Source organism: Acinetobacter sp. NRRL B-65365 (genome assembly GCF_001605865.1).
Taxonomy (GTDB): domain Bacteria; phylum Pseudomonadota; class Gammaproteobacteria; order Pseudomonadales; family Moraxellaceae; genus Acinetobacter; species Acinetobacter vivianii.
Genome location: NZ_LRPD01000006.1, coordinates 57,400 through 80,280, shown reverse-complemented (window position 1 = coordinate 80,280; position 22,881 = coordinate 57,400). Strand labels below are relative to the sequence as shown.

The 22,881-nt window shown below is 41.4% G+C and carries 20 protein-coding genes; 11 read left to right on the top strand and 9 right to left on the bottom strand.

Annotated features, from left to right (window positions below; genetic code table 11):
• Positions 1 to 66: 66 nt before the first annotated feature.
• Positions 67 to 1,353, bottom strand: a complete 1,287-nt coding sequence (locus AWW72_RS03900) for an NAD(P)/FAD-dependent oxidoreductase (protein WP_062846509.1) — start codon at positions 1,351 to 1,353, stop codon at positions 67 to 69.
• A gap of 93 nt (positions 1,354 to 1,446) precedes the next feature.
• The gene (locus AWW72_RS03895; protein ID WP_062846549.1) at positions 1,447 to 2,766 is read right to left on the bottom strand and encodes a D-alanyl-D-alanine carboxypeptidase PBP6B; all 1,320 of its coding nucleotides are present in this window, start codon (positions 2,764 to 2,766) and stop codon (positions 1,447 to 1,449) included.
• A 170-nt stretch (positions 2,767 to 2,936) separates the two neighbouring features.
• Here AWW72_RS03895 and AWW72_RS03890 point away from each other — a divergent pair, with 170 nt between their 5' ends.
• Entirely contained in the window at positions 2,937 to 4,640 is a 1,704-nt protein-coding gene (locus tag AWW72_RS03890; protein WP_062846508.1) for a M61 family metallopeptidase, read from the top strand.
• A gap of 36 nt (positions 4,641 to 4,676) precedes the next feature.
• Here AWW72_RS03890 and uraH read toward each other — a convergent pair whose 3' ends face one another.
• Together uraH and AWW72_RS03880 are read right to left on the bottom strand one after the other, a co-directional pair.
• A complete protein-coding gene (gene uraH / locus AWW72_RS03885; RefSeq protein ID WP_062846507.1) occupies positions 4,677 to 5,078 on the bottom strand; it encodes a hydroxyisourate hydrolase in 402 nt (133 codons plus the stop codon).
• 117 nt (positions 5,079 to 5,195) lie between these two features.
• Positions 5,196 to 5,888, bottom strand: coding sequence for an outer membrane protein (locus tag AWW72_RS03880; RefSeq protein WP_062846506.1), 693 nt, complete (start codon positions 5,886 to 5,888; stop codon positions 5,196 to 5,198).
• A gap of 150 nt (positions 5,889 to 6,038) precedes the next feature.
• Between AWW72_RS03880 and AWW72_RS03875 the strand changes: the two genes are divergently transcribed.
• The 3 genes from AWW72_RS03875 to AWW72_RS03865 all read left to right on the top strand — a co-directional run bounded on the left by AWW72_RS03875 (position 6,039) and on the right by AWW72_RS03865 (position 10,644).
• Positions 6,039 to 6,725 carry a heavy metal response regulator transcription factor gene (locus tag AWW72_RS03875; protein ID WP_062846505.1) on the top strand — a complete coding sequence of 229 codons (687 nt, stop codon included), beginning with the start codon at positions 6,039 to 6,041 and terminating at the stop codon, positions 6,723 to 6,725.
• Positions 6,718 to 8,085: a heavy metal sensor histidine kinase gene (locus AWW72_RS03870; protein ID WP_062846504.1), complete on the top strand. Its 1,368-nt coding sequence runs from the start codon at positions 6,718 to 6,720 to the stop codon at positions 8,083 to 8,085. The genes AWW72_RS03875 and AWW72_RS03870 overlap by 8 nt, the downstream gene beginning before the upstream one ends.
• A 327-nt stretch (positions 8,086 to 8,412) precedes the next feature.
• Positions 8,413 to 10,644 (top strand): NADP-dependent isocitrate dehydrogenase, encoded by a 2,232-nt coding sequence (locus tag AWW72_RS03865; RefSeq protein ID WP_062846503.1) that lies wholly within the window; start codon positions 8,413 to 8,415, stop codon positions 10,642 to 10,644.
• A gap of 134 nt (positions 10,645 to 10,778) precedes the next feature.
• Here the strand turns inward: AWW72_RS03865 and AWW72_RS03860 are convergent, their stop codons facing one another.
• Positions 10,779 to 11,582, bottom strand: a complete 804-nt coding sequence (locus tag AWW72_RS03860) for a pseudouridine synthase (RefSeq protein WP_004770289.1) — start codon at positions 11,580 to 11,582, stop codon at positions 10,779 to 10,781.
• 194 nt (positions 11,583 to 11,776) lie between these two features.
• Between AWW72_RS03860 and icd the strand changes: the two genes are divergently transcribed.
• Positions 11,777 to 13,033, top strand: a complete 1,257-nt coding sequence (gene icd / locus AWW72_RS03855) for an NADP-dependent isocitrate dehydrogenase (protein ID WP_062846502.1) — start codon at positions 11,777 to 11,779, stop codon at positions 13,031 to 13,033.
• A 137-nt stretch (positions 13,034 to 13,170) separates the two neighbouring features.
• Positions 13,171 to 13,791 carry a pentapeptide repeat-containing protein gene (locus AWW72_RS03850; RefSeq protein WP_005258991.1) on the top strand — a complete coding sequence of 207 codons (621 nt, stop codon included), beginning with the start codon at positions 13,171 to 13,173 and terminating at the stop codon, positions 13,789 to 13,791.
• Positions 13,792 to 13,871: 80 nt separating this feature from the next.
• On the opposite strand, the gene AWW72_RS19010 is transcribed toward AWW72_RS03850, so the two are convergent.
• Positions 13,872 to 14,036: a DUF1427 family protein gene (locus tag AWW72_RS19010; RefSeq protein ID WP_081402415.1), complete on the bottom strand. Its 165-nt coding sequence runs from the start codon at positions 14,034 to 14,036 to the stop codon at positions 13,872 to 13,874.
• Positions 14,037 to 14,049: 13 nt separating this feature from the next.
• Positions 14,050 to 14,661, bottom strand: coding sequence for a DJ-1/PfpI family protein (locus AWW72_RS03845; RefSeq protein WP_062846548.1), 612 nt, complete (start codon positions 14,659 to 14,661; stop codon positions 14,050 to 14,052).
• Between the two features lie 273 nt (positions 14,662 to 14,934).
• Here AWW72_RS03845 and AWW72_RS03840 point away from each other — a divergent pair, with 273 nt between their 5' ends.
• Positions 14,935 to 15,753, top strand: coding sequence for a PhzF family phenazine biosynthesis protein (locus AWW72_RS03840; RefSeq protein WP_062846501.1), 819 nt, complete (start codon positions 14,935 to 14,937; stop codon positions 15,751 to 15,753).
• A gap of 144 nt (positions 15,754 to 15,897) precedes the next feature.
• Entirely contained in the window at positions 15,898 to 18,666 is a 2,769-nt protein-coding gene (locus tag AWW72_RS03835; protein ID WP_062846500.1) for a M16 family metallopeptidase, read from the top strand.
• A gap of 52 nt (positions 18,667 to 18,718) precedes the next feature.
• On the opposite strand, the gene AWW72_RS03830 is transcribed toward AWW72_RS03835, so the two are convergent.
• The gene (locus AWW72_RS03830; protein ID WP_004770279.1) at positions 18,719 to 19,102 is read right to left on the bottom strand and encodes a DUF3144 domain-containing protein; all 384 of its coding nucleotides are present in this window, start codon (positions 19,100 to 19,102) and stop codon (positions 18,719 to 18,721) included.
• A 105-nt stretch (positions 19,103 to 19,207) separates the two neighbouring features.
• On the opposite strand from AWW72_RS03830, the gene AWW72_RS03825 reads away from it, so the two are divergent.
• Entirely contained in the window at positions 19,208 to 19,840 is a 633-nt protein-coding gene (locus AWW72_RS03825; protein ID WP_004770278.1) for a hypothetical protein, read from the top strand.
• Positions 19,841 to 20,083: 243 nt separating this feature from the next.
• Here AWW72_RS03825 and AWW72_RS03820 read toward each other — a convergent pair whose 3' ends face one another.
• Positions 20,084 to 21,541: a CYTH and CHAD domain-containing protein gene (locus tag AWW72_RS03820; RefSeq protein ID WP_062846499.1), complete on the bottom strand. Its 1,458-nt coding sequence runs from the start codon at positions 21,539 to 21,541 to the stop codon at positions 20,084 to 20,086.
• A 177-nt stretch (positions 21,542 to 21,718) separates the two neighbouring features.
• Here AWW72_RS03820 and AWW72_RS03815 point away from each other — a divergent pair, with 177 nt between their 5' ends.
• Positions 21,719 to 22,090 carry an Mpo1-like protein gene (locus AWW72_RS03815; RefSeq protein ID WP_062846498.1) on the top strand — a complete coding sequence of 124 codons (372 nt, stop codon included), beginning with the start codon at positions 21,719 to 21,721 and terminating at the stop codon, positions 22,088 to 22,090.
• 153 nt (positions 22,091 to 22,243) lie between these two features.
• On the top strand, positions 22,244 to 22,855 hold the full coding sequence (gene thiE / locus AWW72_RS03810) for a thiamine phosphate synthase (RefSeq protein ID WP_062846497.1): 612 nt from the start codon (positions 22,244 to 22,246) through the stop codon (positions 22,853 to 22,855).
• Positions 22,856 to 22,881: the final 26 nt, after the last annotated feature.

Below are 22,881 nucleotides of genomic sequence, written 5' to 3'. Positions count from 1 at the left end.
TGTTGACTATTTTCCACTTTTTGAAACGATTTAGTTAAATATTGAGACGAAATATCAAATTTCAACTCAATAAAGTTTAATTTTTGGACGGACACGACGCGTCAGGAAATCTTTCATGGTGAGCATACCTGCTTGGGTGTAACCATGGATATTGGCCTGATGCATTCGATAAAGTGAAACATACATGGTTTTGGCAATGAAGCCTTGTACGCTAACATCGCCTAACAATTCTCCTACGGCCTGATTACGACTCAGTGAAACCAGTGAACCTTTGTCATTAAATGTGAACATCGGTTGTGGAGAACCTGATAAACGTGCTGCCATCGCATCGACAAGGAAGGTGGCTTGCTGACTCGCCACTTGTGCACGAGGACCTAACGGTGGCTGGCGTGCATCTAACTGACAATTTGCACAATCACCAAAAGCAAAAACATTCGGATCAGAATAGGTTTGCAGGGTCGCGTACACCATCAGGCGATTGATTTTATCCCGTTTAAAATCAGTGAATGACTCTAAAACTTTCGGCGCTTTAACACCTGCCGCCCACACCGTAATATCTGAGTGAATGACATTTCCATTACTGAAATAGACATTGGTTTCATCGACTTTCTGGACTTTATGCTGAGTCAGAATCTCAATCCCCATTTTCTTAAGCTGCTTGGTGCTATGCGCTGCTGTTTTTTCATTTAGGGCAGGCAAGATGCGGTCAGATGCTTCAATGAGGGTGATTTTGACTTGCTTCGGATTAATTTTCTTTAATCCATAGCGATAGAAGTTCTTGGTGGTTTCAATCAATTCTGCTGCCAGTTCAACACCTGTTGCACCAGCCCCGACGATGCCAATATTCAAAGCGCGCTCATTTGACTGATTTTGTGCCTCGATATAGAGGTGAAATAAATCCTGCTGGAAAATATCGGCTTGTTGACGGCTATCCAGAAAATGACAGTGTTCACGCACGCCTTCTGTACCAAAGTCATTTGAAACAGAACCCACGGCCAGCACTAGAGTGTCGTAGCTGAGTGTTTGAGTTTGTGGGGTGTGTTCTTTAGAAAGCTGCGGGGGAAAAAGGTTAATTTGTTTTTGATCTTTATTCACACCAACAAGTGTGCCGAGCACGAACTCAAAATGATGTTTTTCTGCATGGGCAAAATAATTGGTTTGTTCTTCGTGAGGATTCAGCGAGCCAGCTGCGATTTCGTGGAGGAGAGGTTTCCATATGTGTGTGAGATTTTGATCGACTAGGGTTATTCGGGCTTTCTCTCGTCTGCCAAAACGTTCACCTAGCTGTGTCGCAAGTTCCAAACCACCTGCACCACCGCCCACAATCACGATATGATGTAAGGTTTTGCTCATGATTAACCTAATTATTTTTGTGAAAGGATGGCTGGATTATGCCATCCTTTTTTCAATAATGTATGTTTAATCTTGATAAAAATAGTAGGTTTTTTATCCTTGATTTAAAGGATAAAGTTTGGCAGTTTTGCTATCGCTGGTCGAAAAGAATGAAAACAGATTTGAGAACCAGATCATAATTTTCTGGAAAATATTGGCTTCTTCAATCTGTACATCATTTTCAATCTGTAAGCTGCGAATCAACTGGTTATTTTGATAAATCGAAACTGTTGCCAGATTCATTGCCTGAGTCAAAGGCGCAGTCAAATGCTGTTCATTCAGTTCAATATTGATGCGAGTATTGGTGGTTTGTAATGGCTCAACAGTCGTAACTTGCTGGTTCGCATCAGTTACATGGATACGTTGTGTTAGTAAATCAAAGCTATTCAAATCAATCGGAACAGACTGACCATATAACGATGTGGTCACGATTGTCGGTTGCTGAGTTTCGACTTTAAACATTTTCAAGGTTGATTTAATCACAGGCAATTCTGCAATCAGTCTCTGCTTTGGAATCACTTCTTCATCACGAGTATAGGTATAGGCCAGATTCATCAGTTTATGTGCAACTTCTGCACGTTTTACTGCACTTGGTGTTCCCAATACCACCACAATCAGACGACGTTTTTCGACATGTGGATTGAATGTTGGACGTTCAGCTGTCAGGGCAAGGTTATAGCCCGCCGCCTTGGTATAACCAGTTTTCAGACCGTCGGATGTCGGATCCATTTTCAAGGCAAGGTTAGTGGCATGGTGAAAACGCTGGTTGTAGCTAAAGCTTGGCATTTTTGAATAATACAAATATTCAGGCGTTTCTTTCACAATGGCTTTGGCTAACAGGCTCAGGTCGGCAGCTGTAGAGTAATGATCGGTCATGGTGATTCCAGCTGGATTGCTGAAATGCGTATCCTTCATTCCCAATGCCTGTGCTTCCTGATTCATCCGCGCGACGAATTGTGGCACGCTGCCAGAAATTTTTTCAGCAAGCGTCACAGCAGCATCATTGGCAGACATCACGATCAGACCTGCTAAAAGCTGATCAACAGAAATCTGTTCACCTGCTTTTAAGTACATTTGTGATTCATCCCACATCACTGTGCTGACTACAGGCGTTGCAGTCAGGACTTCTTCTTTGCGTAATTTACCTGCTTCAATATCTTTTAAAGCGATATAAGCCACCATCATTTTGGTGAGTGAAGCTGGGGCGCGCTGAACATGGCTGTTATGTTCAGCAATGATTTGTCCAGACTGGGCATCGATGATTGACCATGCTTCAGCTTCAACTGTTTCAGGGGCAATGTTAAGTAGGTTTGCATGTGCGAGATTTGCACAAACGAGACTAAACAACGTAAAGAGAGAGAGGAGAAATTTCACGTGCATACCTTGTATTGCCGATCCAGTGGCCTTAAATGTGAGAGGAGAATGCTATGACTTTTTTGTTGAAGAATCCAGCAACTTTTGCTGACAATTACGACATCTGCGCATGACTTTGTAAAAAAATGCTAAGCTGTGTGAAGTTATTCCCATTTTCATGATTAGAAATTATGTTGCACTATCAAATTGAGTTCGACGATTATCGCCAGCACCTGATTCATGTCACCCTACGTTTTCTAGCCAATCCCAATCAAGAGTTGTGGTTACCAACCTGGATTCCTGGAAGCTATCTGATTCGGGAATTTTCCAAGCATATTGAGTCGGTGAAAGCCTCTGATGAAGCAGGGCGTTTACTGAATATTAAAAAAACCGAGAAGAATCGCTGGCGTTTATTCAATACCGATCATGAACTGATTACTGTTGAATATGACGTTTATGCCTATGATTTATCGGTGCGTGGTGCCTATGTCGATCAGACCCGTTTCTATGTTAATCCCGCATGTATCTGTTTGGGCTTGCAAGATCAGGAACAGGCACCTTGTGAAGTTGAAATTTTCCTGCCAGATGAATTAAAACATTTCCAGATCGCAACAGGTCTGGCTACTAAAAGTCTGGTTAAAGGACGCTTTACTCTAAAAGCAGACAACTATGATCAATTGATTGATAGTCCGTTTGAACTGGCAGAGCAGAGTCGTTTCAGCTTTGATGCGAACGGGATTCCTCATGAGTTTGTGATTTCGGGCAAACACACGACTAATATGAGCCGTTTAGAAGCGGATATTAAAAAGATCTGTCAGACTGAAATTGATATGTTCGGTTCTGCGCCATTCCAGAACTATACCTTTATGACCATGGCGACTGGAAATAGTTATGGTGGTCTGGAACATTGTAATAGCACCAGTTTAATCACGCCACGCGACGATTTACCAAAAGCAGATGAAGCCGAAGAACCTTCTAAAGATTATCAACGTTTCTTGGGTTTATGTAGCCATGAGTATTTCCATTCATGGTTAGTTAAATTTATTCGCCCTGAAAACTTTGCCAATTATGATTTACATAAAGAGGGATATACCAGCTTATTGTGGATCTTTGAGGGTTTCACCTCTTATTATGATGACCTGATTTTATTGCGCAGCGGTGTGATTTCACAGAAGTCTTATCTAGATCTCTTAAAAGCACAGCTTGATCGTTATTTGCAGAATCCGGGCCGTTTGATTCAATCGGTTTCAGAGTCGAGTTTTGATGCTTGGATCAAGTTCTACCGCCAGGATGAAAACTCAAATAATGCAGGCACTAGTTACTATAACAAAGGCAGTTTAGTGGCACTTTGTTTAGATTTGGGCTTACGTTTACGTGGTTCAAATCTTGATGCCTTAATGCGTCGTTTATATGAAAATACCCAACAGGGTATTCAGGTCAATGAACGAACCATTTTTGAATTATGTAATGAACTGACGGGCGATAACTGGATTGAGCAAATCAATCACTTGATCAACACCACCGATGAATTACCACTCGATCAGTTGTTGCCAGAGTTTGGATTGAGTTACACGCTTAAAAATGACAAGGCTCTGGCTTTTGGTTTGAAAGTGGTAGATAAAGCAGAAGGTGTGGTGGTACAGCAAGTGCGTCGTGACAGCGCAGCCGCTCAAGCAGGTTTATCTGCAAATGATGTGATCCTTGCGATTAATGGTGTGAAGGCTTCCGAGAAGCTTTTAGCCAAGTATGCAAAACAACAAGGCACATTTACGGTTTATGCATTCCGTCGTGATGAGCTTTTACAATTTGAACTTCAAGCGGGTGAAAGTAAATTGACCACGGTTGAATTAAAAGTTGAAGACCAGCAAAAAGTTGATCGCTGGTTGAAGGGTTAAGAATAGATAAAAAGGACGCGACAAGCGTCCTTTTTATTAGCTGCCACGATAAGTCGAATAACCATAAGGGCTGAGCAGTAATGGAATGTGATAGTGCGGTAAAGTGCCGTCAACTTCAAAAATAACCGGAATTTCAGGGAAAAAACTGCTTTGCTTTTGTGCTTTATACCAGTCACCTGTTTTAAAAGTTACTTTATAAACACCTGACTTTAATTGTTGTTGCGTCGGATAAAGCGCTGTAATTCGTCCATTCTGATCAGTTTTGGTCTGATTGATTTTTACCCATTGATTTTTTTGTTGTGCTTCGAGCACAACGGTGACATCAGTAGCAGGTAGACCATTTTGCTGATTGAGAACATGTACACTTAATGGGTTTGTCGCTGCGAATAAGCTGCTTGAAGCCGATAGTGCGGCGATGGCGAATAGATTTTTATACATCGCAATATTCTACCTTTCTTGATTAATGTTTTGGTATGTATTGCCATCAGTTGTTGTGAGGGCAATACATGGGATACGAGCGCAAAAAAAGGCACTGCTGATCAGTGCCTTTCAAATTTAGAATGAGTATCTTGCACCGAGATAGAACTCACTTGAATAAAGATGTGCTTTCATCTGCTCATCTTGCAAGTTACGTGCATTGGTGAAGTTATTTAAACCGCTATCGGCTTTGCCCAAGTCGACATAACGATAGCCTAAATCAAGGTTTAGGTTATCAATTGCTTTATAACTTGCACCAGCACCTACGCTATACACCAGTTGGGTTTCGGTATTTGAAAGATATTGGCGAGAAGCATTACCTTGCCAGCCTGAAGATTCTGTACGTGCAACACCTAATCCCAGATTGCCGTATACAGCGACATTTTGCATGACTTCAAAATCACGATAAGCATTCAGCATCAGGCGCTGCGTCTCGACTTTATGATGGTTGAGACTGGTTGGAAAGTTAGTTGAACCGCTGGTAAATTCTGCATCATTTTTAAAGGTATATTCTCCTTCGGTACGCCAGCCATTGCCAAAGTCATAACCGAACCCTAGTGATGCATTGGTTAGATCTTTTTGATCGTCACCTGCGATAAATTTGCCAATCCCTGGGCGTAAGCTGGTTTCCATATTGTCAGCTTTGAGTTGGGCTGCTGCGACTTTTGCTGAGAGATAATAGCCAGAAAGAGCAGCATCTTGAGCATAGCTTAATGAGCCAGTCACAAGTAAAACAGAGCCAATAGCGAAGCGGGTAAATCCTTTGTCCATATACAATTTTCCAAAATTCGTGAAGGAGTGTTTGGTGATAAAAATCTTTATTTCCTCAGCACATGGTAGGAAGAAATGCATCTGGTCATGATGACAATTGAATTACCGATTTGTAATCTTTGCGCTGAATAAAAAAGGTTAAGATGTGGGATGCATATTTTAATTGTCGAAGATGAATCCAAAATTGCGCAGTTTTTGGCAAAAGGATTAAATGAATCAGGCTATACCAGTGCGATCGCAAAAGATGGTATGGAGGCTTTGTCACGGTTGCAAGATGAAACTTTTGATTTATTAATTTTGGATGTGATGTTGCCGAAACTGGATGGCTGGCAAGTGTTGCAGACGCTTCGTACATTTTCAAAAATCCCTGTGCTCATGCTCACGGCTAAAGATCAGGTCATGGATCGGGTGAAAGGTCTGGAATTGGGAGCAGATGACTATCTGGTTAAGCCATTTTCATATATTGAATTATTGGCACGCATCAAAAGCCTATTACGCCGTGTTCCCAAGGTTGAACAAGAAATTTATAGCATTGCCAATCTCAGCCTGAATCGTTTAAGTCGGGAAGTCCATCGTGCAGAGATCAAGATCGATTTAACCGCCAAAGAGTTTGTGCTGTTGCAATTATTGATACAGCATCGTGGTGAGGTGTTAACCCGCACACAAATTGCCTCTATGGTCTGGAATATTAATTTTGATACTGACACCAATGTGGTCGATGTCGCGATACGTCGTCTACGTGCAAAAATTGATGACCATTTTTCTCCCAAGCTGATTTATACGATTCGGGGGATGGGCTATAAAGTTGATTTAAAAGAAGACTATGCTGATGAATAGATTGTCTTTGGCTTCGCGTCTGAGAATCGCATTCAGCCTGATTTCATGTGTGGTTTTTATCAGTATTGGGACATTGTCTTATCAAAGTTTTCGTGAAATGGTCTATATCCAGCAAGACAAAGCACTTGCCGCACGAATTAAGCGCATGGAAGTGTTTTTGACGGATGCCTATACCGTTCAGATCTTGGGCAAATATCCTAAACTTTATGAAAATATGGTGGGGCATGAGGACAGTATTTTTATTGTCAAAGAGGCCGGTAAAGACCTGATTCGAATCAATCCGTTAAACATCAAAATCCCGAGCTTAAATTATTCCAGTAAAATCCAGTTTACGAATAATAGCCCTGAACAGCCAACGACACGGCTTGCATTTCAATCGGTACAACATGGCGATCAGCATTATCAATTGATTGCAGGTCAACAATGGTATGCCGCGAATCAAACCCTGAAGCAATATTTTTGGAAAATCGCCTTTTATACTGGGCTGGGCATCTTATTGTCGAGTTTATTAGGTTTTATGGTGGGCCATTACATGTTCCGTTCGATGCGGGCATTGATTGCAGAAACCAGTAAAATCAACGTGCAAAAACTTAATCACCGCATTCAGATCGAGACCACAAATACGGAGGTACAACAACTCAGCCATGCCATGAATGAGATGCTGGATAAGATTCAGCAGGATTATCAAAAGCTGGCGCAGTTTTCGGAAGATATTGCGCATGAATTGAGAACGCCGCTCAATAATTTGATGGGCCAAACACAGATTTTGCTGTCTCAACCTCGTCAAATTGAGGAACTGGAAAATCTCCTGTACTCGCACTTGGAAGAATACGAGCGATTGACCAAAATGATTGAGAGCATGCTATTTATTGCACGTTCTGAATATACGGAAGCAGGGCTTGAAAAAAGCAGCGTAGATATTCTGCAATTGATTCGGGATGTGACGGATTATTTTGATTATCTGATCGAAGAACGGCAGATGAGCTTGATGCTTCAACTTCCTGATGAAATGAATTTGAGAGTGAATGAAGCCCTTATCCAGCGTGCGATTGCGAATTTAATCAGTAACGCGGTTGTCTATGGTGTAGAAAAGGGACGAATTACTTTAGAGGTAAAACGGGAACAGACTGATTGTGTCATTCGTATTGTGACGCATGACATCTGGATCGAAGAAAAACATTTGCCTTATCTCTTTGACCGTTTTTATCAAATTGATGAGAGTCGACATAAGAGAGCACAAACAGGTGGGCTGGGACTCGCGATTGTTCAATCCATCATGCAGTTGCATGGTGGTTGTGCTGAAGTTGAAAATCAGACAGCAGGTGTGGCATTTATGTTGAGACTACCACTAAAGAATTAACCTAAGGTTCATAAAATTCTGACAAAATAAGGCACATTTGTAGGTAAACACCTATTTGTTTGCTAAATGATCAGTTTGCTGGGCATTTTCAGGTCGCTAACGCTTTGGTAGTTGAAAAGGCAACATTTGGCCCAAATTATATGAACTAACAGTATCTATTATATAAAATTGTAGTATTTTTTAGCGAAATGTCGTTATCACGGGATAGGGCGTTGACTAGTATGCTATGAAGACTGATACTCTCAAGTTTGTTTTAAGCAAATCGGTTCTAGGAGCTGGGCCACAAGCGCAGTTTTCCATAACTCAATCCAACACAAGGGGCTATATATGGCTGGTGGAAAGTCAAAAATCATTTATACACTGACTGATGAGGCGCCGTTATTGGCGACCTATTCATTGCTACCGATCATTGAGACCTTTACCAAGCCTGCTGGCATCGAGATTGTGAAAAGTGATATCTCAGTTGCAGCACGTGTACTTGCAGAATTTTCAGATTACCTTAAAGATGAACAAAAGGTAAACAACAACCTTGCGGAGTTAGGTCGTCTTACGCAAGACCCAGATACAAACATCATTAAACTTCCAAACATCAGTGCTTCTGTTGCTCAGTTAACCGCATGTATCAAAGAGCTCCAGTCGAAGGGCTATGCGATTCCTGATTATCCAGAAAATCCAGCAACTGAAGAAGAGAAAGAACTTAAGGCGCGTTATGGTAAATGCCTTGGTTCAGCAGTAAACCCAGTATTGCGTGAAGGTAACTCTGACCGCCGTGCACCAGCTGCTGTGAAAAACTATGCGAAAAAACACCCGCACTCAATGAGCGAGTGGAAACAATGGTCACAAACTCACGTTTCTCACATGGATGAAGGCGACTTCTACCACGGTGAAAAATCAATGACTTTAGACCGTGCGCGTAATGTGAAAATGGAGCTCATCACCAAGTCTGGTGAAACGATTGTGCTTAAGCCAAAAGTTGCACTTCAGGATGGTGAAATCATCGATTCAATGTTCATGAGCAAGAAAGCGCTTTGCGATTTCTATGAGAAAGAACTTGAAGACTGTCGTGAAGCGGGCATCCTGTTCTCGTTACACGTAAAAGCAACCATGATGAAAGTATCACACCCGATCGTATTCGGTCACTGTGTGAAAATTTACTACAAAGATGCTTTCGAAAAACACGGCAAATTATTTGACGAGTTAGGCATCAACGTAAATAACGGTATGGCGGGTCTTTACGAGAAGATCGAAACTTTACCGACTTCACTTCGTGAAGAAATTATCGAAGATTTACATGCTTGCCAAGAACACCGTCCTGCACTTGCAATGGTTGATTCTGCAAAAGGCATCACGAACTTCCACTCACCAAATGACGTGATTGTAGATGCTTCAATGCCTGCAATGATCCGTGGTGGCGGTAAAATGTGGGGTGCTGATGGCAAACCTTACGACTGTAAAGCAGTTATGCCTGAATCAACTTTCGCGCGTATCTATCAGGAAATGATCAATTTCTGTAAGTGGAATGGTAATTTCGACCCACGTACAATGGGTACAGTGCCTAACGTTGGTTTGATGGCGCAGAAAGCAGAAGAATACGGTTCACACGACAAGACTTTCGAAATTTCAGAAGCAGGCGTTGCCAACATCACAGATCTAGACACTGGCGAAGTGTTGATGAGCCAAAATGTGGAAGAAGGCGACATCTGGCGTATGTGTCAGGTGAAAGACGCACCGATTCGTGACTGGGTGAAACTTGCAGTAACACGTGCACGTAACTCTGGCATGCCAGCAATCTTCTGGTTAGACCCATACCGTCCACACGAAAATGAATTGATCAAGAAAGTTGAAAAATACTTGAAAGATCATGACACAGCAGGTCTTGATATCCAGATCATGTCACAAGTACGTGCAATGCGTTATACGCTTGAGCGTGTAGCACGTGGTTTAGATACCATTTCTGTGACTGGTAACATCTTACGTGATTACTTAACTGACTTGTTCCCGATCATGGAATTGGGTACTTCAGCGAAAATGTTGTCAATCGTGCCGTTAATGGCGGGTGGCGGCATGTATGAAACAGGTGCGGGTGGTTCAGCGCCGAAACATGTTCAGCAGTTGGTAGAAGAAAACCACTTGCGTTGGGATTCTCTTGGTGAGTTCCTTGCGTTAGCTGTTTCTTTAGAAGAACTTGGTCTTAAAGAAGACAATAACCGCGCGAAATTGCTTGCGAAGACACTTGATCAGGCAACAGGTAAACTTCTTGATAACGACAAGTCTCCATCACGTCGTACAGGTGAGCTTGATAACCGCGGTAGTCACTACTATTTGGCATTGTATTGGGCTCAAGCATTGGCTGCTCAAGACGAAGATGCTGAGTTAAAAGAGAAGTTTGCGCCTCTTGCAAAAGCACTTGCTGAAAATGAAGAGAAGATCGTTGCTGAGCTTGCTCAAGTACAAGGTCAATCTGCTGATATCGGTGGTTACTATGCAATTGATCCTGCAAAAGTAAACGCAGTGATGCGTCCAAGTGCTACGCTTAATGCAACACTTGAAACAGCTTAAGTTTAAATATTACTGACAGTTTTGTTGGTAGTGAAAAAAGCCGATGCGAAAGCATCGGCTTTTTTGTGTATGAGGACTTAGATGGTTCCTATAAAAAAGCCCACTTCTGTGGGCTTTAAAATCATCTCTAAAGATTAACGACCATTACGGCTACGACCGCGCGGTGCTTTGGTATTTGGACGCGTCGTACCATTGGTCTTACGACGTGGTTTTTCGCTTTCATCCATTTGCCAGATACGTTTAGTGCCTGATTTTTTCTTGTCGCCGTCTTTTTTATCACCTTCTTTCTTTTTCTGGTGCATCGGCTTACCGCCCGTACCACCTGGTTTTTTCACATAAGAGCGAGAGCGATAAGGTTTATCTTCAGGCAGGTCTTTAAAATCAGGATAAAGCAATGGTTCAATTTCAGTTTGCTCACCGGGTTGTAAGCCCAGACGAATCAGATCGATTGCACCAATTTTAGTACGGATCAAACGTAGTGTTGGGAAACCCACAGCAGCAGTCATACGACGCACCTGACGGTTACGGCCTTCACAAATTTGTAGCTCAATCCAGCTGGTCGGGATATTGGCGCGGTAACGTACTGGTGGATCACGTTCCCATAACCATTCTGGTTGGTCTACTTTCAGCGCTTTTGCTGGTAAAGTCATACCATCAGCCAGTTCCACACCTTTACGAAGTTGCTCTAATGCTTCTTCAGTCACATCGCCATCGACTTGCGCAAGATAGGTTTTAAATTTCTTATTGGCTGGATTGGTAATGTATTGATTCAGACCGCCGTGATCCGTCAGGAAGGTTAAGCCTTCTGAATCGAGATCAAGTCGGCCCGCAAGACGTAAATCAGGATCATGGATAAAGTGCGAAAAGGTGAGGTGAGCGGAATCCTCACGGAATTGTGACAAAACGTCATAAGGTTTATTAAATACGACTATTTTCATATCTGTATACTGCTTTGGCTATGGGCGGCATCATAACAATAAAGGTTTTTATTTAATGGGAAAATGTTGTTATTTCCCGTATAAATCTCAAAAAAACCAGTTTTGAACTAAACTGTTTCATGTAATAAAAAACGAAAAGCATGCCATAGAAGGCATAGACATAATCATTAAATACATGAGGGAGAACCTGCAAAATGGGTTATCAGAAGATCGTGGTTCCTGCAGACGGAGACAAAATCACAGTAAATGCAGACCTGTCACTGAATGTTCCAAATCGTCCGATCATTCCTTTTATTGAAGGTGATGGTATTGGTGTGGATATTACACCAGCAATGAAAGCAGTAGTAGATGCCGCCGTGCTAAAAGCTTATGGTGGCAAACGTTCGATCGAATGGATGGAAGTCTACTGCGGTGAAAAAGCAGACAAAATTTACGGCAGCTATATGCCCGAAGAAACTTTTGATGCTTTACGCGAGTTTATTATATCAATAAAAGGCCCTTTAACCACACCTGTAGGTGGTGGAATTCGTTCTTTAAATGTCGCATTGCGTCAGGAACTTGATTTATATGTCTGTGTGCGTCCAGTTCGCTGGTTTAAAGGTGTGCCTTCTCCAGTACAACATCCTGAACTGACCGATATGGTGATCTTCCGTGAAAACTCGGAAGATATCTATGCGGGGATTGAATGGAAAGCGGACTCTCCTGAAGCGAGAAAAGTGATTAAATTCCTACAGGAAGAAATGGGTGTAACCAATATTCGTTTCCCCAAAGAGTGTGGAATCGGGATTAAACCCGTGTCTAAAGAAGGTTCTCAGCGTTTAGTTCGTAAAGCGATTCAGTTCGCGATTGATAACGATAAACCTTCTGTGACCTTGGTTCATAAAGGCAACATCATGAAATACACCGAAGGTGCGTTTAAAGAGTGGGGCTATGAACTTGCGATGGAACGTTTTGGTGGGCAGTTGCTGGATGGTGGGCCTTGGGTAAAAATTAAAAATCCGAAAACAGGCAAAGAGATCATTATTAAAGATGTGATTGCTGATGCATTCTTACAGCAAATTTTAATGCGTCCAGCAGATTATTCTGTCATTGCCACACTGAACCTAAATGGCGACTATATTTCCGATGCACTTGCAGCCGAAGTAGGAGGGATTGGCATTGCACCAGGTGCCAATATTGGTGGTGCCATTGCCGTATATGAAGCAACGCATGGGACTGCACCCAAATATGCAGGACAGGATAAAGTGAATCCCGGTTCGATTATTTTGTCTGCGGAAATGATGCTGCGTGATATGGGCTGGACAGAAGCTGCGGATTTAATTATTACGGGGATTTCAGGTGCGATCTCCGCTAAAACTGTGACCTATGATTTTGAACGTCTCATGTCAAATGCAACTTTGCTACGCTGTTCAGAGTTCGCACAAGCTATTATTGAGCACATGGAAGATTGATAGTTTGTTTTCACAAGAAGAGCGGTTTTTTCCGCTCTTTTTATTTAATCAAGAATTAAAGATGTGATGAAAAAAGCATGTACAAATCTGAATGCATGGCATATTTTTAAATCTTCTAAAATAAAAAAATGAGCATCATGGCTGAAAGAAAATATGGTGAAGCTGCACCTAAAACGACAGATAGCATTGCCAGTTTAGATTGGTATGAGCAAGTGCTCAGTAACCAAAAATATGAGCGCACTTTATTTGTCGATTTAGACATGTCTGAGGCTCACAGTACTGGTGCGGTATTTAATGAATGTACTTTTCGCCGTGCGCGCTTCAATGGTTCAACTCATCAAAGTAGTGCTTTTATCAATTGTACCTTTGCCTTCTGTAATTTCTTTGATAGTAAATTTACTGACTGTAAGTTTGTGGGCAGCATGTTTAGTGATTGCCAGTTTCATCATATGCGGGTCGAAGACAGTGATTGGGCCTTTGTTGGATTGCCGGGTGCTGATTTAGAAAAAGCTTCTTTTCTTCGAACGCGTTTAAGAGAGGCCGATTTGACAGGGGCACGTTGTCATGGAAGTTCAGTTCGAGAGAGCGACTTATCGGGTGCATGGTTGCACAGCGCAGATTTTACAGAGTGTGATTTAAGAGGCAGTGATTTAAGTGCATTAGATCCGAAAGAGACTCAAATTAAAGAGGCGATTATCAACCTTGATCAAACTTTGATGATTGCTGAAAATTTAGGTTTTGATGTCCGAATTGACTGAGGATCGTTGAATGATTTTTTGCTCAAAATGAGTGGTTATGAGCCACTCATGTTTGGGGAGATTGAGTAAAAATTGCTGCTTTAAGAGAAATAAAGCCGAATAAAAGGGATAAATTGCTCACCAATCACGATGCCCAATAAACCCAGTAAAGCAACAATTGGTGGTGCAGGCGCTTTGACATCTAAAACGTAATACAACACACCCACCAATATACCTACTGCAAGTGATAACAGGTAAATCTTCATAAACTACGCTTGATCAGTCCGCTTTTACTTTACAGAAGTGATCAACTTCAGGATTACAATTCCAGATATATTCAGCCTCTTCGGCACAAAGTTGCGCCATTTTTTCGCCTTGTGTATCACGAATAAAAGCAAGGGTCATATCCATACCCGCACTTACACCCGATGAGGTGTAAAATTTGCCATCAATTACCCAGCGTGCCTGAGCTTGCCAGAGCACCTTATCATTGAGTTTTTGCACAAACTCAAACGCCATTTTATTGGAAGTCGCCTGGACGCCATCTAGTACACCCGTGGCAGCCAGTAAAGAACTTCCTGTGCAAATGGTCAGTACATGTCCACTGTGCAGCGCAAGCGTTTTTAGTTGATCGAGAAGTGGCTGATTCTGGATTAAATCAAAGGTGACAATTCCGCCTGGAACCAACAAAATACTGTGTTGATTGACGGTCATGTCTTTAAATGGCTGTGTTTGCAGTATAACGCCATGTTTGTTGGAGATCAGACCACCATTCAGGCTATAAAACTGCACTTGATAATGTTCTTGCAGCAAACCGAATAGTTCGACAGGCCCCATAATATCGAGGGTTTCAAAGTCTTCAAATACAATGGCATTAACAGGAATACGCATTTCTTTTCTCGCTAGTTTCATCTGCGTACTACCATAGAGAGCTGTGAATTTTTGTTTGTGAATATTGTGTATGGCTTATTTTGAATTATGCTAAATCATTGGACTTTTTGCCTGATCTGTTAGCAAGCGGATGCTGATTTAGGTTTGTTTTTTAGGCATTTAGTAGCCTATTAAGACAAAATAATGGGTGTATCGTAAATTTAGAAAAATCTGTATCTATCATTTATCAAGCAGATGTTCAAAATGATGGAAAAATAGAGCGAGCGTTATGCCATGAAGATGTATCAAGTTGATGCTTTTACCCAAGAATTATTTAAAGGAAATCCAGCAGCCGTTATCGTAGTAGATGAATGGTTGGATCAGCAGTTGATGCAGAATATTGCAATGGAAAATAATCTTTCTGAAACTGCTTTTGTAAAGACAATCGATGAGAGTAATTACGAGATTCGCTGGTTTTCACCTTTAGAAGAAGTTGCTTTTTGTGGGCATGCCACCTTAGCCAGTGCTTTTGTACTTTTTAAGGATTTTACTCAAGCAACAACGATTCAATTTCATGTACGTGATCTGGGTATTTTTATCGTTAGCCAAGATGCTGATGGAAAAATCAAAATGAACTTCCCGATTCGTAGAGCAGAGCAAGTGTCTGACTACCCGTCAGAACTACGTGAAGGGTTGTCAAAACCATTCAAAGCCGTCTATCGCAATCCTCAAGCTTATATTATTGAATATGAAACGGTACAGGATGTATTGGATGAACAACCTAATCTGGAAGTATTAAAACGTTTAGGTAAAGTCAGGACAGCGATTACAGCCTCTCAACCTGATGTAGCGATTACAGCGCGAGGTGAGGGGAAATTTGATTGTGTTTCTCGTTACTTTGCACCTGCAATTGGGATTGATGAAGACCCTGTAACAGGTTCTATTCATACTGCGATTGTGCCGCTATGGGCCGAGAAGTTGAACCAGACGCGACTCGTGGCTTTTCAGGCGTCAGCACGCGGTGGAGTTTTAGACTGTGGGATTGAGTCTGACGAACGGATCGAAATTTCAGGTTATGCAAAATTGTATATGCAGGCTGAACTGGCAATCTGATTTTTAGCTTAATTTGTGCAAAAACAAAGATAAAAGCTGTTTAAATAAACAGCTTTTTTCAAAACGTAACTATTAAAAATGCGAATCATTCTCTACCATAGCTTGTCTGTATGATTTAAATCACCATAAATACTTGGATAAATTATGTTAATGCGCTTTAAGCAGCTTACTCTCTCGCTTTGTTTGATTGGGTTGAGTGCGACGTCTTGGTCTCAGACAGTGCTCGTAAAAAGTGAAAAAAATATTGAAGAATATAAATTAGATAATGGTTTCAGAGTTATTCTTGCGCCAAACGATAAAGAAAATAAAGTCTATGTAAATACAGTTTACCTGACGGGTTCACTGAATGATCCAAAAGGAAAAGGTGGGCTGGCACATCTATTAGAACACTTGGCTTTTAAAGGGACTCAAAACGTTAAAGGTGAAGAGTTTCAGCGCCGTTTAGATCAATATACCTTGATGACCAATGCCAGTACGGATTATTACTCAACCAAATACTTAAACATTGTTCGTCCTGAAAAAAATGCACTGAATGAAATCCTGTATCTCGAATCTGAGCGTATGGATAAATTGGTGTTACAAGAAAAATTTGTACCCTCTGAAATTGAAATCGTAAAACGTGAGCGTGAAATCCGTATGGATCAGCCGTTTGCAGTTTTAATAGATCAGGTGTGGAAAGCCGCTTATGGCAACCAGTATTTAGGTCGATTACCGATTGGCGACTTACCTGAATTAAAATCAATTCAGTTGAATGAACTGAATCAGTTCTATAAGACATGGTATGCGCCGAATAATGCGGTCATGGTCATTTCTGGTAAATTTGATAAAACCGAAGTATTGAATAAGATTGATCAGTATTTCAGTCCAATTCCTGCACGCGCCGTACCTGCTCAGGTGAAAGTGCCAGTTCTTGATGCGAGTAAGATTGAACAACGTCAATTTACCGTGAAAAAGGGCAGTGATCTGGCCAAATTCCATATTTATATGAATGGAAAAAATACCGAATTACAACCGATTTTGGCGCTCGCACCTTCTCTCTATACCATGCAGCCTAGCGGGCCTTTATATAAAAATATGGTCGAGACAGGCATCAGTACCGCAGTTCAATCTGCAACATGGTTAGATCAGGACTTTAACGTGGTATTTATGGGCGCAGTTTACGCACCAAGCCATGATCCAAAGAAAGTTGATGATGCCTTGAAAACGGGCGTGGAAAATAGCCAGCCATTTACCGAGGCTGAATTACAGCGTATCAAGAATATTACCCAGAATACGGCTGATACCATTGCCAATGATGCGGTGGCTTTAGGTTCACGTCTCAGTGACTACGCCGTCTCTTCTCAGGGACAATGGGATCAATATTTTAAGGACTTAAAAACAGTTCAAGCATTAAAGCTGAAAGATACCAATGAAACACTCAAAGCATTTTTAACCGCTTCACATCGTATTTCTGGTGATATTTTGCCAACGCCAGAAGATCAAAAGAAAGCGATGACTTTGAAGGCTGAAGAGAAGCCAAAAACTTTAGATCAAAGCAATGAACAGCCTGAACCTTTAAAAGATCCAAGTGTGTATAAACAGGAAGTGACCCAGTTTATGGCACAGTCTGCTCAGCAGTTGCAGAAAAATGAGCAGAAGATCCAGCGTGGTGAGTTGAAGAATGGCATTCGCTATGCTTTATTCCCAACAGCAACCCGTGATGATAAAACCTATGCCACGATTAGTCTGGATTTTGGTGATGAAAAAGCGTTATTTGGTAAGGGTGTAACGTTGGACCTAACCAGTTACCTGATGTTGCGCGGTTCAGAAAAGCATACTTTGCAAGAAATTACCGATAAAGCTATTGCTGCTAGTGGTGGCGCATCTGTTAGCTCAAATGGCAATGGTTTTACTATTGTGGTTCAGGCGAAAAAAGACAAGTTTGAAGACTTCTTCAACTTTATTGTCGATGTGTTGAAGCAGCCAAAATTCTCGCAAACAGAATTTGATCTTGCCAAAAATCAAAGTTTATCTGTACTCGATCGTCCTTATACCGAGCCTGCGGTTGTGGCTTCAATGACGCTCTCTAAAATTCTGGAAATCTACCAACCCGGCGATTTGCGTTATCACTTCGAACCTGATTTCACGAAAAAACAGATCAGTGATGTGACTCAATCGCAAGTGAAGCAATTCTATGATCAATTCTTTGTGACTGATCATGCACAAATTGCAGTGACGGGTGATTTTGATGCCAAGAAAATGCAAAAGACCTTACAAAAGGCATTTGGTTCTTGGAAAGCAAAACAGCCTTACACCAAAGTAACAGGTCAATATACGGTTTATAAAGCACAGAAAGTGCATGCTTTATCGGAACAACGTGAATTTGGTAGTTACCAAAGCGTGTTAGCGCTGCCAGTCGGTTCTTATCATGCAGATGCACCAGCGTTAATTATCTTGAGCCATATTTTGGGTAACTCGCAGCTTTCATCGCGTTTGGCACAAGAGTTACGTGAGAAAAATGCCTTGGTTTATGGTTTTGGTAGTGGTTTAGACTTAGATCCAGATATCAATGATGGTACGTTAAGTATTACTGCAAACTACACGTCAGGGCGTTCAGCGCAAGTATCACAATCGGTACATAAAGTCTTGAATGAGCTGTTAAGCAAAGGCGTGACCGAGCAGGAAGTTGAAGCGGCGAAAGCAGACATCATGAAAAAACGCGTCACAGCTTTGGAAGATGAACGTAATATTCATGGCATGTTGACAGGTCAGTTAGAGCGCAACAAAACCTTGCTGGATCGCGCTGAACGTGATCAGGAACTTGCCAAATTGACCAAAGAAGATGTGAATGCAGCAATCAAAAAATACATCAAACTTGATCAGTTTGTCGAAGTAATGGCAGATCAGTATGGTCAGCCTCAAAACTTGAAATAAGCAAACAAAAAGAAAGCCACCTGATCGGTGGCTTTCTTTTTTGTATTAATCATTAATGATCATGTTTGTGTGCATGAAAATCTTCATTTTTGCGGAAACGTAAGTAGTTTTCGAACTGTTCGCAATATTCGTCAAAATTATCTTCCAGCATCATTTGGAATTGTTGCAGCAGATAAGACATCACTTGTTCTTTTGCCTCACGCATTTCCTCGCCATCCTTAAAGTTATTAGCTGCGACCCATGTGTTAAAACGGGCAGTGGCAAATAACATGGCTGCGCTCACTTGGCCACGTAACTCTTCTGGTTTAGCTTGTTGACCTTTTGGTGGGCGGCAAAAATCATTAGCGAGTTTGATAAATTCATCGGCGCGCTCAAAAAATACGGCATTTAAAGCTTCTTCTTCCGTCACATCGGTAGCGTTAATTTTTTGAGACATGAGATTTTCCAGCGACAAGTAAAGACACATTATTATAGACAAAGCCTTGTCGAAACTAAACCTTTGCCTTAATCTAAAATAGCCTAAGCAATTAGAATAATCACTATGCAAGATGCGATCGCGATTCAAAGCCTAAAAACGGATATTGCCTTACTACGCCAACATATCTATCCACCGCAATCTTTAGAGCATGTTGAGGGCTTGCCTATTTATTATGGTCTAAAGGATGAGGTTGATGAGTATTATCGACAATGGCAGCCTTTGATTGAGAGGGCACAGCAATTGTGTCAGCCTTTTATGGAAGATGAAGTGGTGGATGCGATTCATTTGCCTAGTCATTTAAATCTGCCGTTATTTTTCTTTCATGTGGATCGAATTCGGATAAATAAAACCCGCGCTAAAGAATCGAAAACCTTTCGTGGTGTCGCGGCCTTATTGGAAAAATGCGGGCAGTTTGAAACGGATCAGATTTTTGCTATGCAAGAGTGGTTGGGGAGTGATGATACTGCTGCCTTAGTTGCGCATCGAGAATTTATCGATTTACGGACTTACGTATTTCAACATGGGCAGAGTGAATATACCCGTACCCGTTTTTATATGAATGGCATGATTCTCAGTGTTGAGCCACATTTTAAATTGGTGGATGCACGCGATAAGCCACGTAAGCAGCGTAATGATAGCTATAGTGATCCGATTGCAGATAATGGAACGTGGAAGATTTTTGGGAAGTATCGGTAAATGATTTAAGCTCAATATGAAGATATTATCTGCCTGCTAAAGAATTGATTTTCATTTCCCTTTTAGATTAGCACGACCTCAAAAATTATGAATAACCTAATACCTTTTGTATAGGTGGTTCTTTACTTTTGACTGGGCAAAAGTAACAAAACCCCTTTGTTAAGCTGATGGCACATCCTTGATGCCACAGCTTAACGGCGGCATCCATGCCGCCAAGCGCGATAGCGATTTAAGGAAATGGAGCTATCGCTTTTCATCCCAAAAAGTGTCCTGAGCAGATAAGCCTTGTAACTTTTTCGCTGCTTTTTTTGCCACATGTGGTTGCTGAGCCTTAACCCAACCTAAAGCAAATAAAAATTGCGGATGCTCAGCAGCTTGTTGCTCAAAGATCTGCTCAGCCACAAATAGGTCATTATAGAAACCTAAGTATTCCTGAATCGGTTGTAGCTTATTCAAAAATTGCTGAACCTGTTTTTCTGGGTAAATCCCTGCAATAAAGTCGATGCAATAACGCAATTGTTTAACGCGCTTACGGGTACAGTGCTGTTGTTCCACTGCTAAGCTTGAAAATTGACCTGCATCTTTAAGAATCTTTTGATACAGCTTGGTTAAGCTTTTGGCAGCTTGTTTAGAAAGTTTGGATTTTGATTGATGCTCACTGTAGCTAAAGCTGAATAAGGATAAAAACAGTTGGGTTGTTTTGCTGCCACTTAATAATTCAGCAATATTGGCATCGACATTTTCAGGGAAGGGAAAATCAAAATCACAGATTTCCTTGATTAAGGGAATGACTGAATCTTGAATCGCATCATTATCGCGTGATTGTCCTAGTGTTCTAAAGATTTCTGCCAATTGACTTTCCCAAGTTGGATCAATCTGTGTCGACCAATTGGAAAAATGCTTTAAAGCTGAACGCAAACGGCGTAAACCGACACGAGCCTGATGAATATGGTCGGCTTCTGCTACACCATCGGCGATTGCAGCAGTATTTGGGAGGATATGATTGAGCGTATTTTCGATAATCTGTTTGATGGCCTGTTCAGCACTGACATCTTTATCCAAATTCAGTGATTTCGCTTTGGTAGCAGCAGAGACGACTTTGCCTTGGGCCAGTAAATTGCCGCGTTCAGCTTTACTGCGCACATCAAGCCAGAGCTGGTATTTATCCACCCAAGTCTTGGCAAAATCAATCAGCTCTTGTGCTGAACCTTGTTTTAACTCAAATTCGACTTCACAGATTCTGGCGTGGTCAGTTGGAGTTCGGATTTCACCATCATCCAGACACACTTCAATTTGTGAACCTTCAAACTCAAACACATGAAAAGTACGTTGTACATTGGTCTGGAATTGTAATTGTAGCTCGGCTGGCGCTTCGCCTAAAACCTCACGTAGTACAGTTTGAACGGTTTGATTATGTTTATAGAGGGACAGATCAAGCTCAGGTTCTTGAGCACATTTTCCTAAATAGATATCTTCTTCGATACGTTGTAAATGATTTTTACTGGCAGCTTTAAAGGTTTGCACCCAATGCTCACCTTCTTGACGCAAGCGAATAGCCACATAATTTTTAGCAAGCAAACGGTCAGCAGTGTCATAGTATTTTGCTTGTAACTGAATTTTTTGTGCTTTTTGTTTGCTTAACGCCTGTAAAACATTTTTTTTCTTAGACTCAGGAAGTTGAAATTTTAGCTCTATTTCCATGATGTTATGACTCCTGACCAGCGAGAATGATAAATATATAAATGAGTATAAACTGTTGATCTGAAAAATTATTGTAAAGTTGTTTTAAGGATTGAAAGCAGGGTACACAATGACTTTATTTTGTACAAAAAATGCATTAACGTGTGTAGAGTCTTGCAGGATTAGGATGATCTAGAAATGAATGCACCAGCCAATATCACCCAGCCAGTGGAATTTTCATTACCAATTAAAAACTATGATGAATTTTATCGCTTTTATTTAACTGAACACCGTAATATTGCCAGTCGACGTTTGCATGCAGCGGGCAGCTCAATCGGTTTATATTTCTTTAGCAAAGCCATTCGTAAGCGTCAGGCCAAATATGCGGTATATGGTTTGGTTTCGGGTTATGCCTGTGCGTGGGTCGGGCATTTCTTTTTTGAACATAATAAGCCTGCCAGCTTTAAGCAACCACTTTATAGCTTTATTTCTGATTGGCGGATGCTGTCGGATATTACCCGTGGTCGTTTGAGTTTGATCGATCGTCAGTTTGATAAAATTGAATCCTAAAATGGTTTTGATATTTAAAAAGCTGCTTGGGCAGCTTTTTTATTTGCTCTGATGTATAACGATTATTGATGTAAATACACTCCCTCTCTTTAAATTTTAGATAAGAAAATATACCCTGAAGCTAATGTAATTATAGTGAATAGTGAAACGTTCATGCGCGGTCTTTACCTCATCACCAATGATGACCCAATCCAGCTCTTACTCGAAAAACTAGATGTTGCTTTGGCAACAGGACAGATTGCGATTCTGCAATATCGCCGTAAGAAAGTAGAAAAAGCAGAACAGCCACATGAAGTAGAGCAGATCAAAGCATTGTGTGAACAACATCAGGTTCCTTTCGTCATTAATGATGATTTGGTGCTGGCTGAACAATTTGGTTTGGGTGTACATCTGGGGCAGTCCGATGGGGAAATAAGCGATGCTGCTGCACGTTTACCGAAAGGTGTGATTATTGGCCGTACCTGCTTAAACTCACTGGAATTGGCTGAAAAGGCGATTGCCGATGGGGCAACTTATGTCGCGTTTGGTGCAGTCTATGCCACCTCAACTAAACCTGAAGCGGGCAATGTCGGTATTGAAGTCATCAAACAGGCGAAACAAAAGTTTGCTGTGCCGATTTGTGCAATTGGTGGTCTGACTGTGGAAAATTCTCAAGTGGTGATTGAGGCTGGGGCGAGCCTTTGTGCGGTAATTAGTGATATATTAGGACGATCAACAGCCGAAATTCCTGCTCGTGTAACTGCATGGGCAACGTTATTTGACTAATTATAGGCATCCGCTTTTGCGGAGCT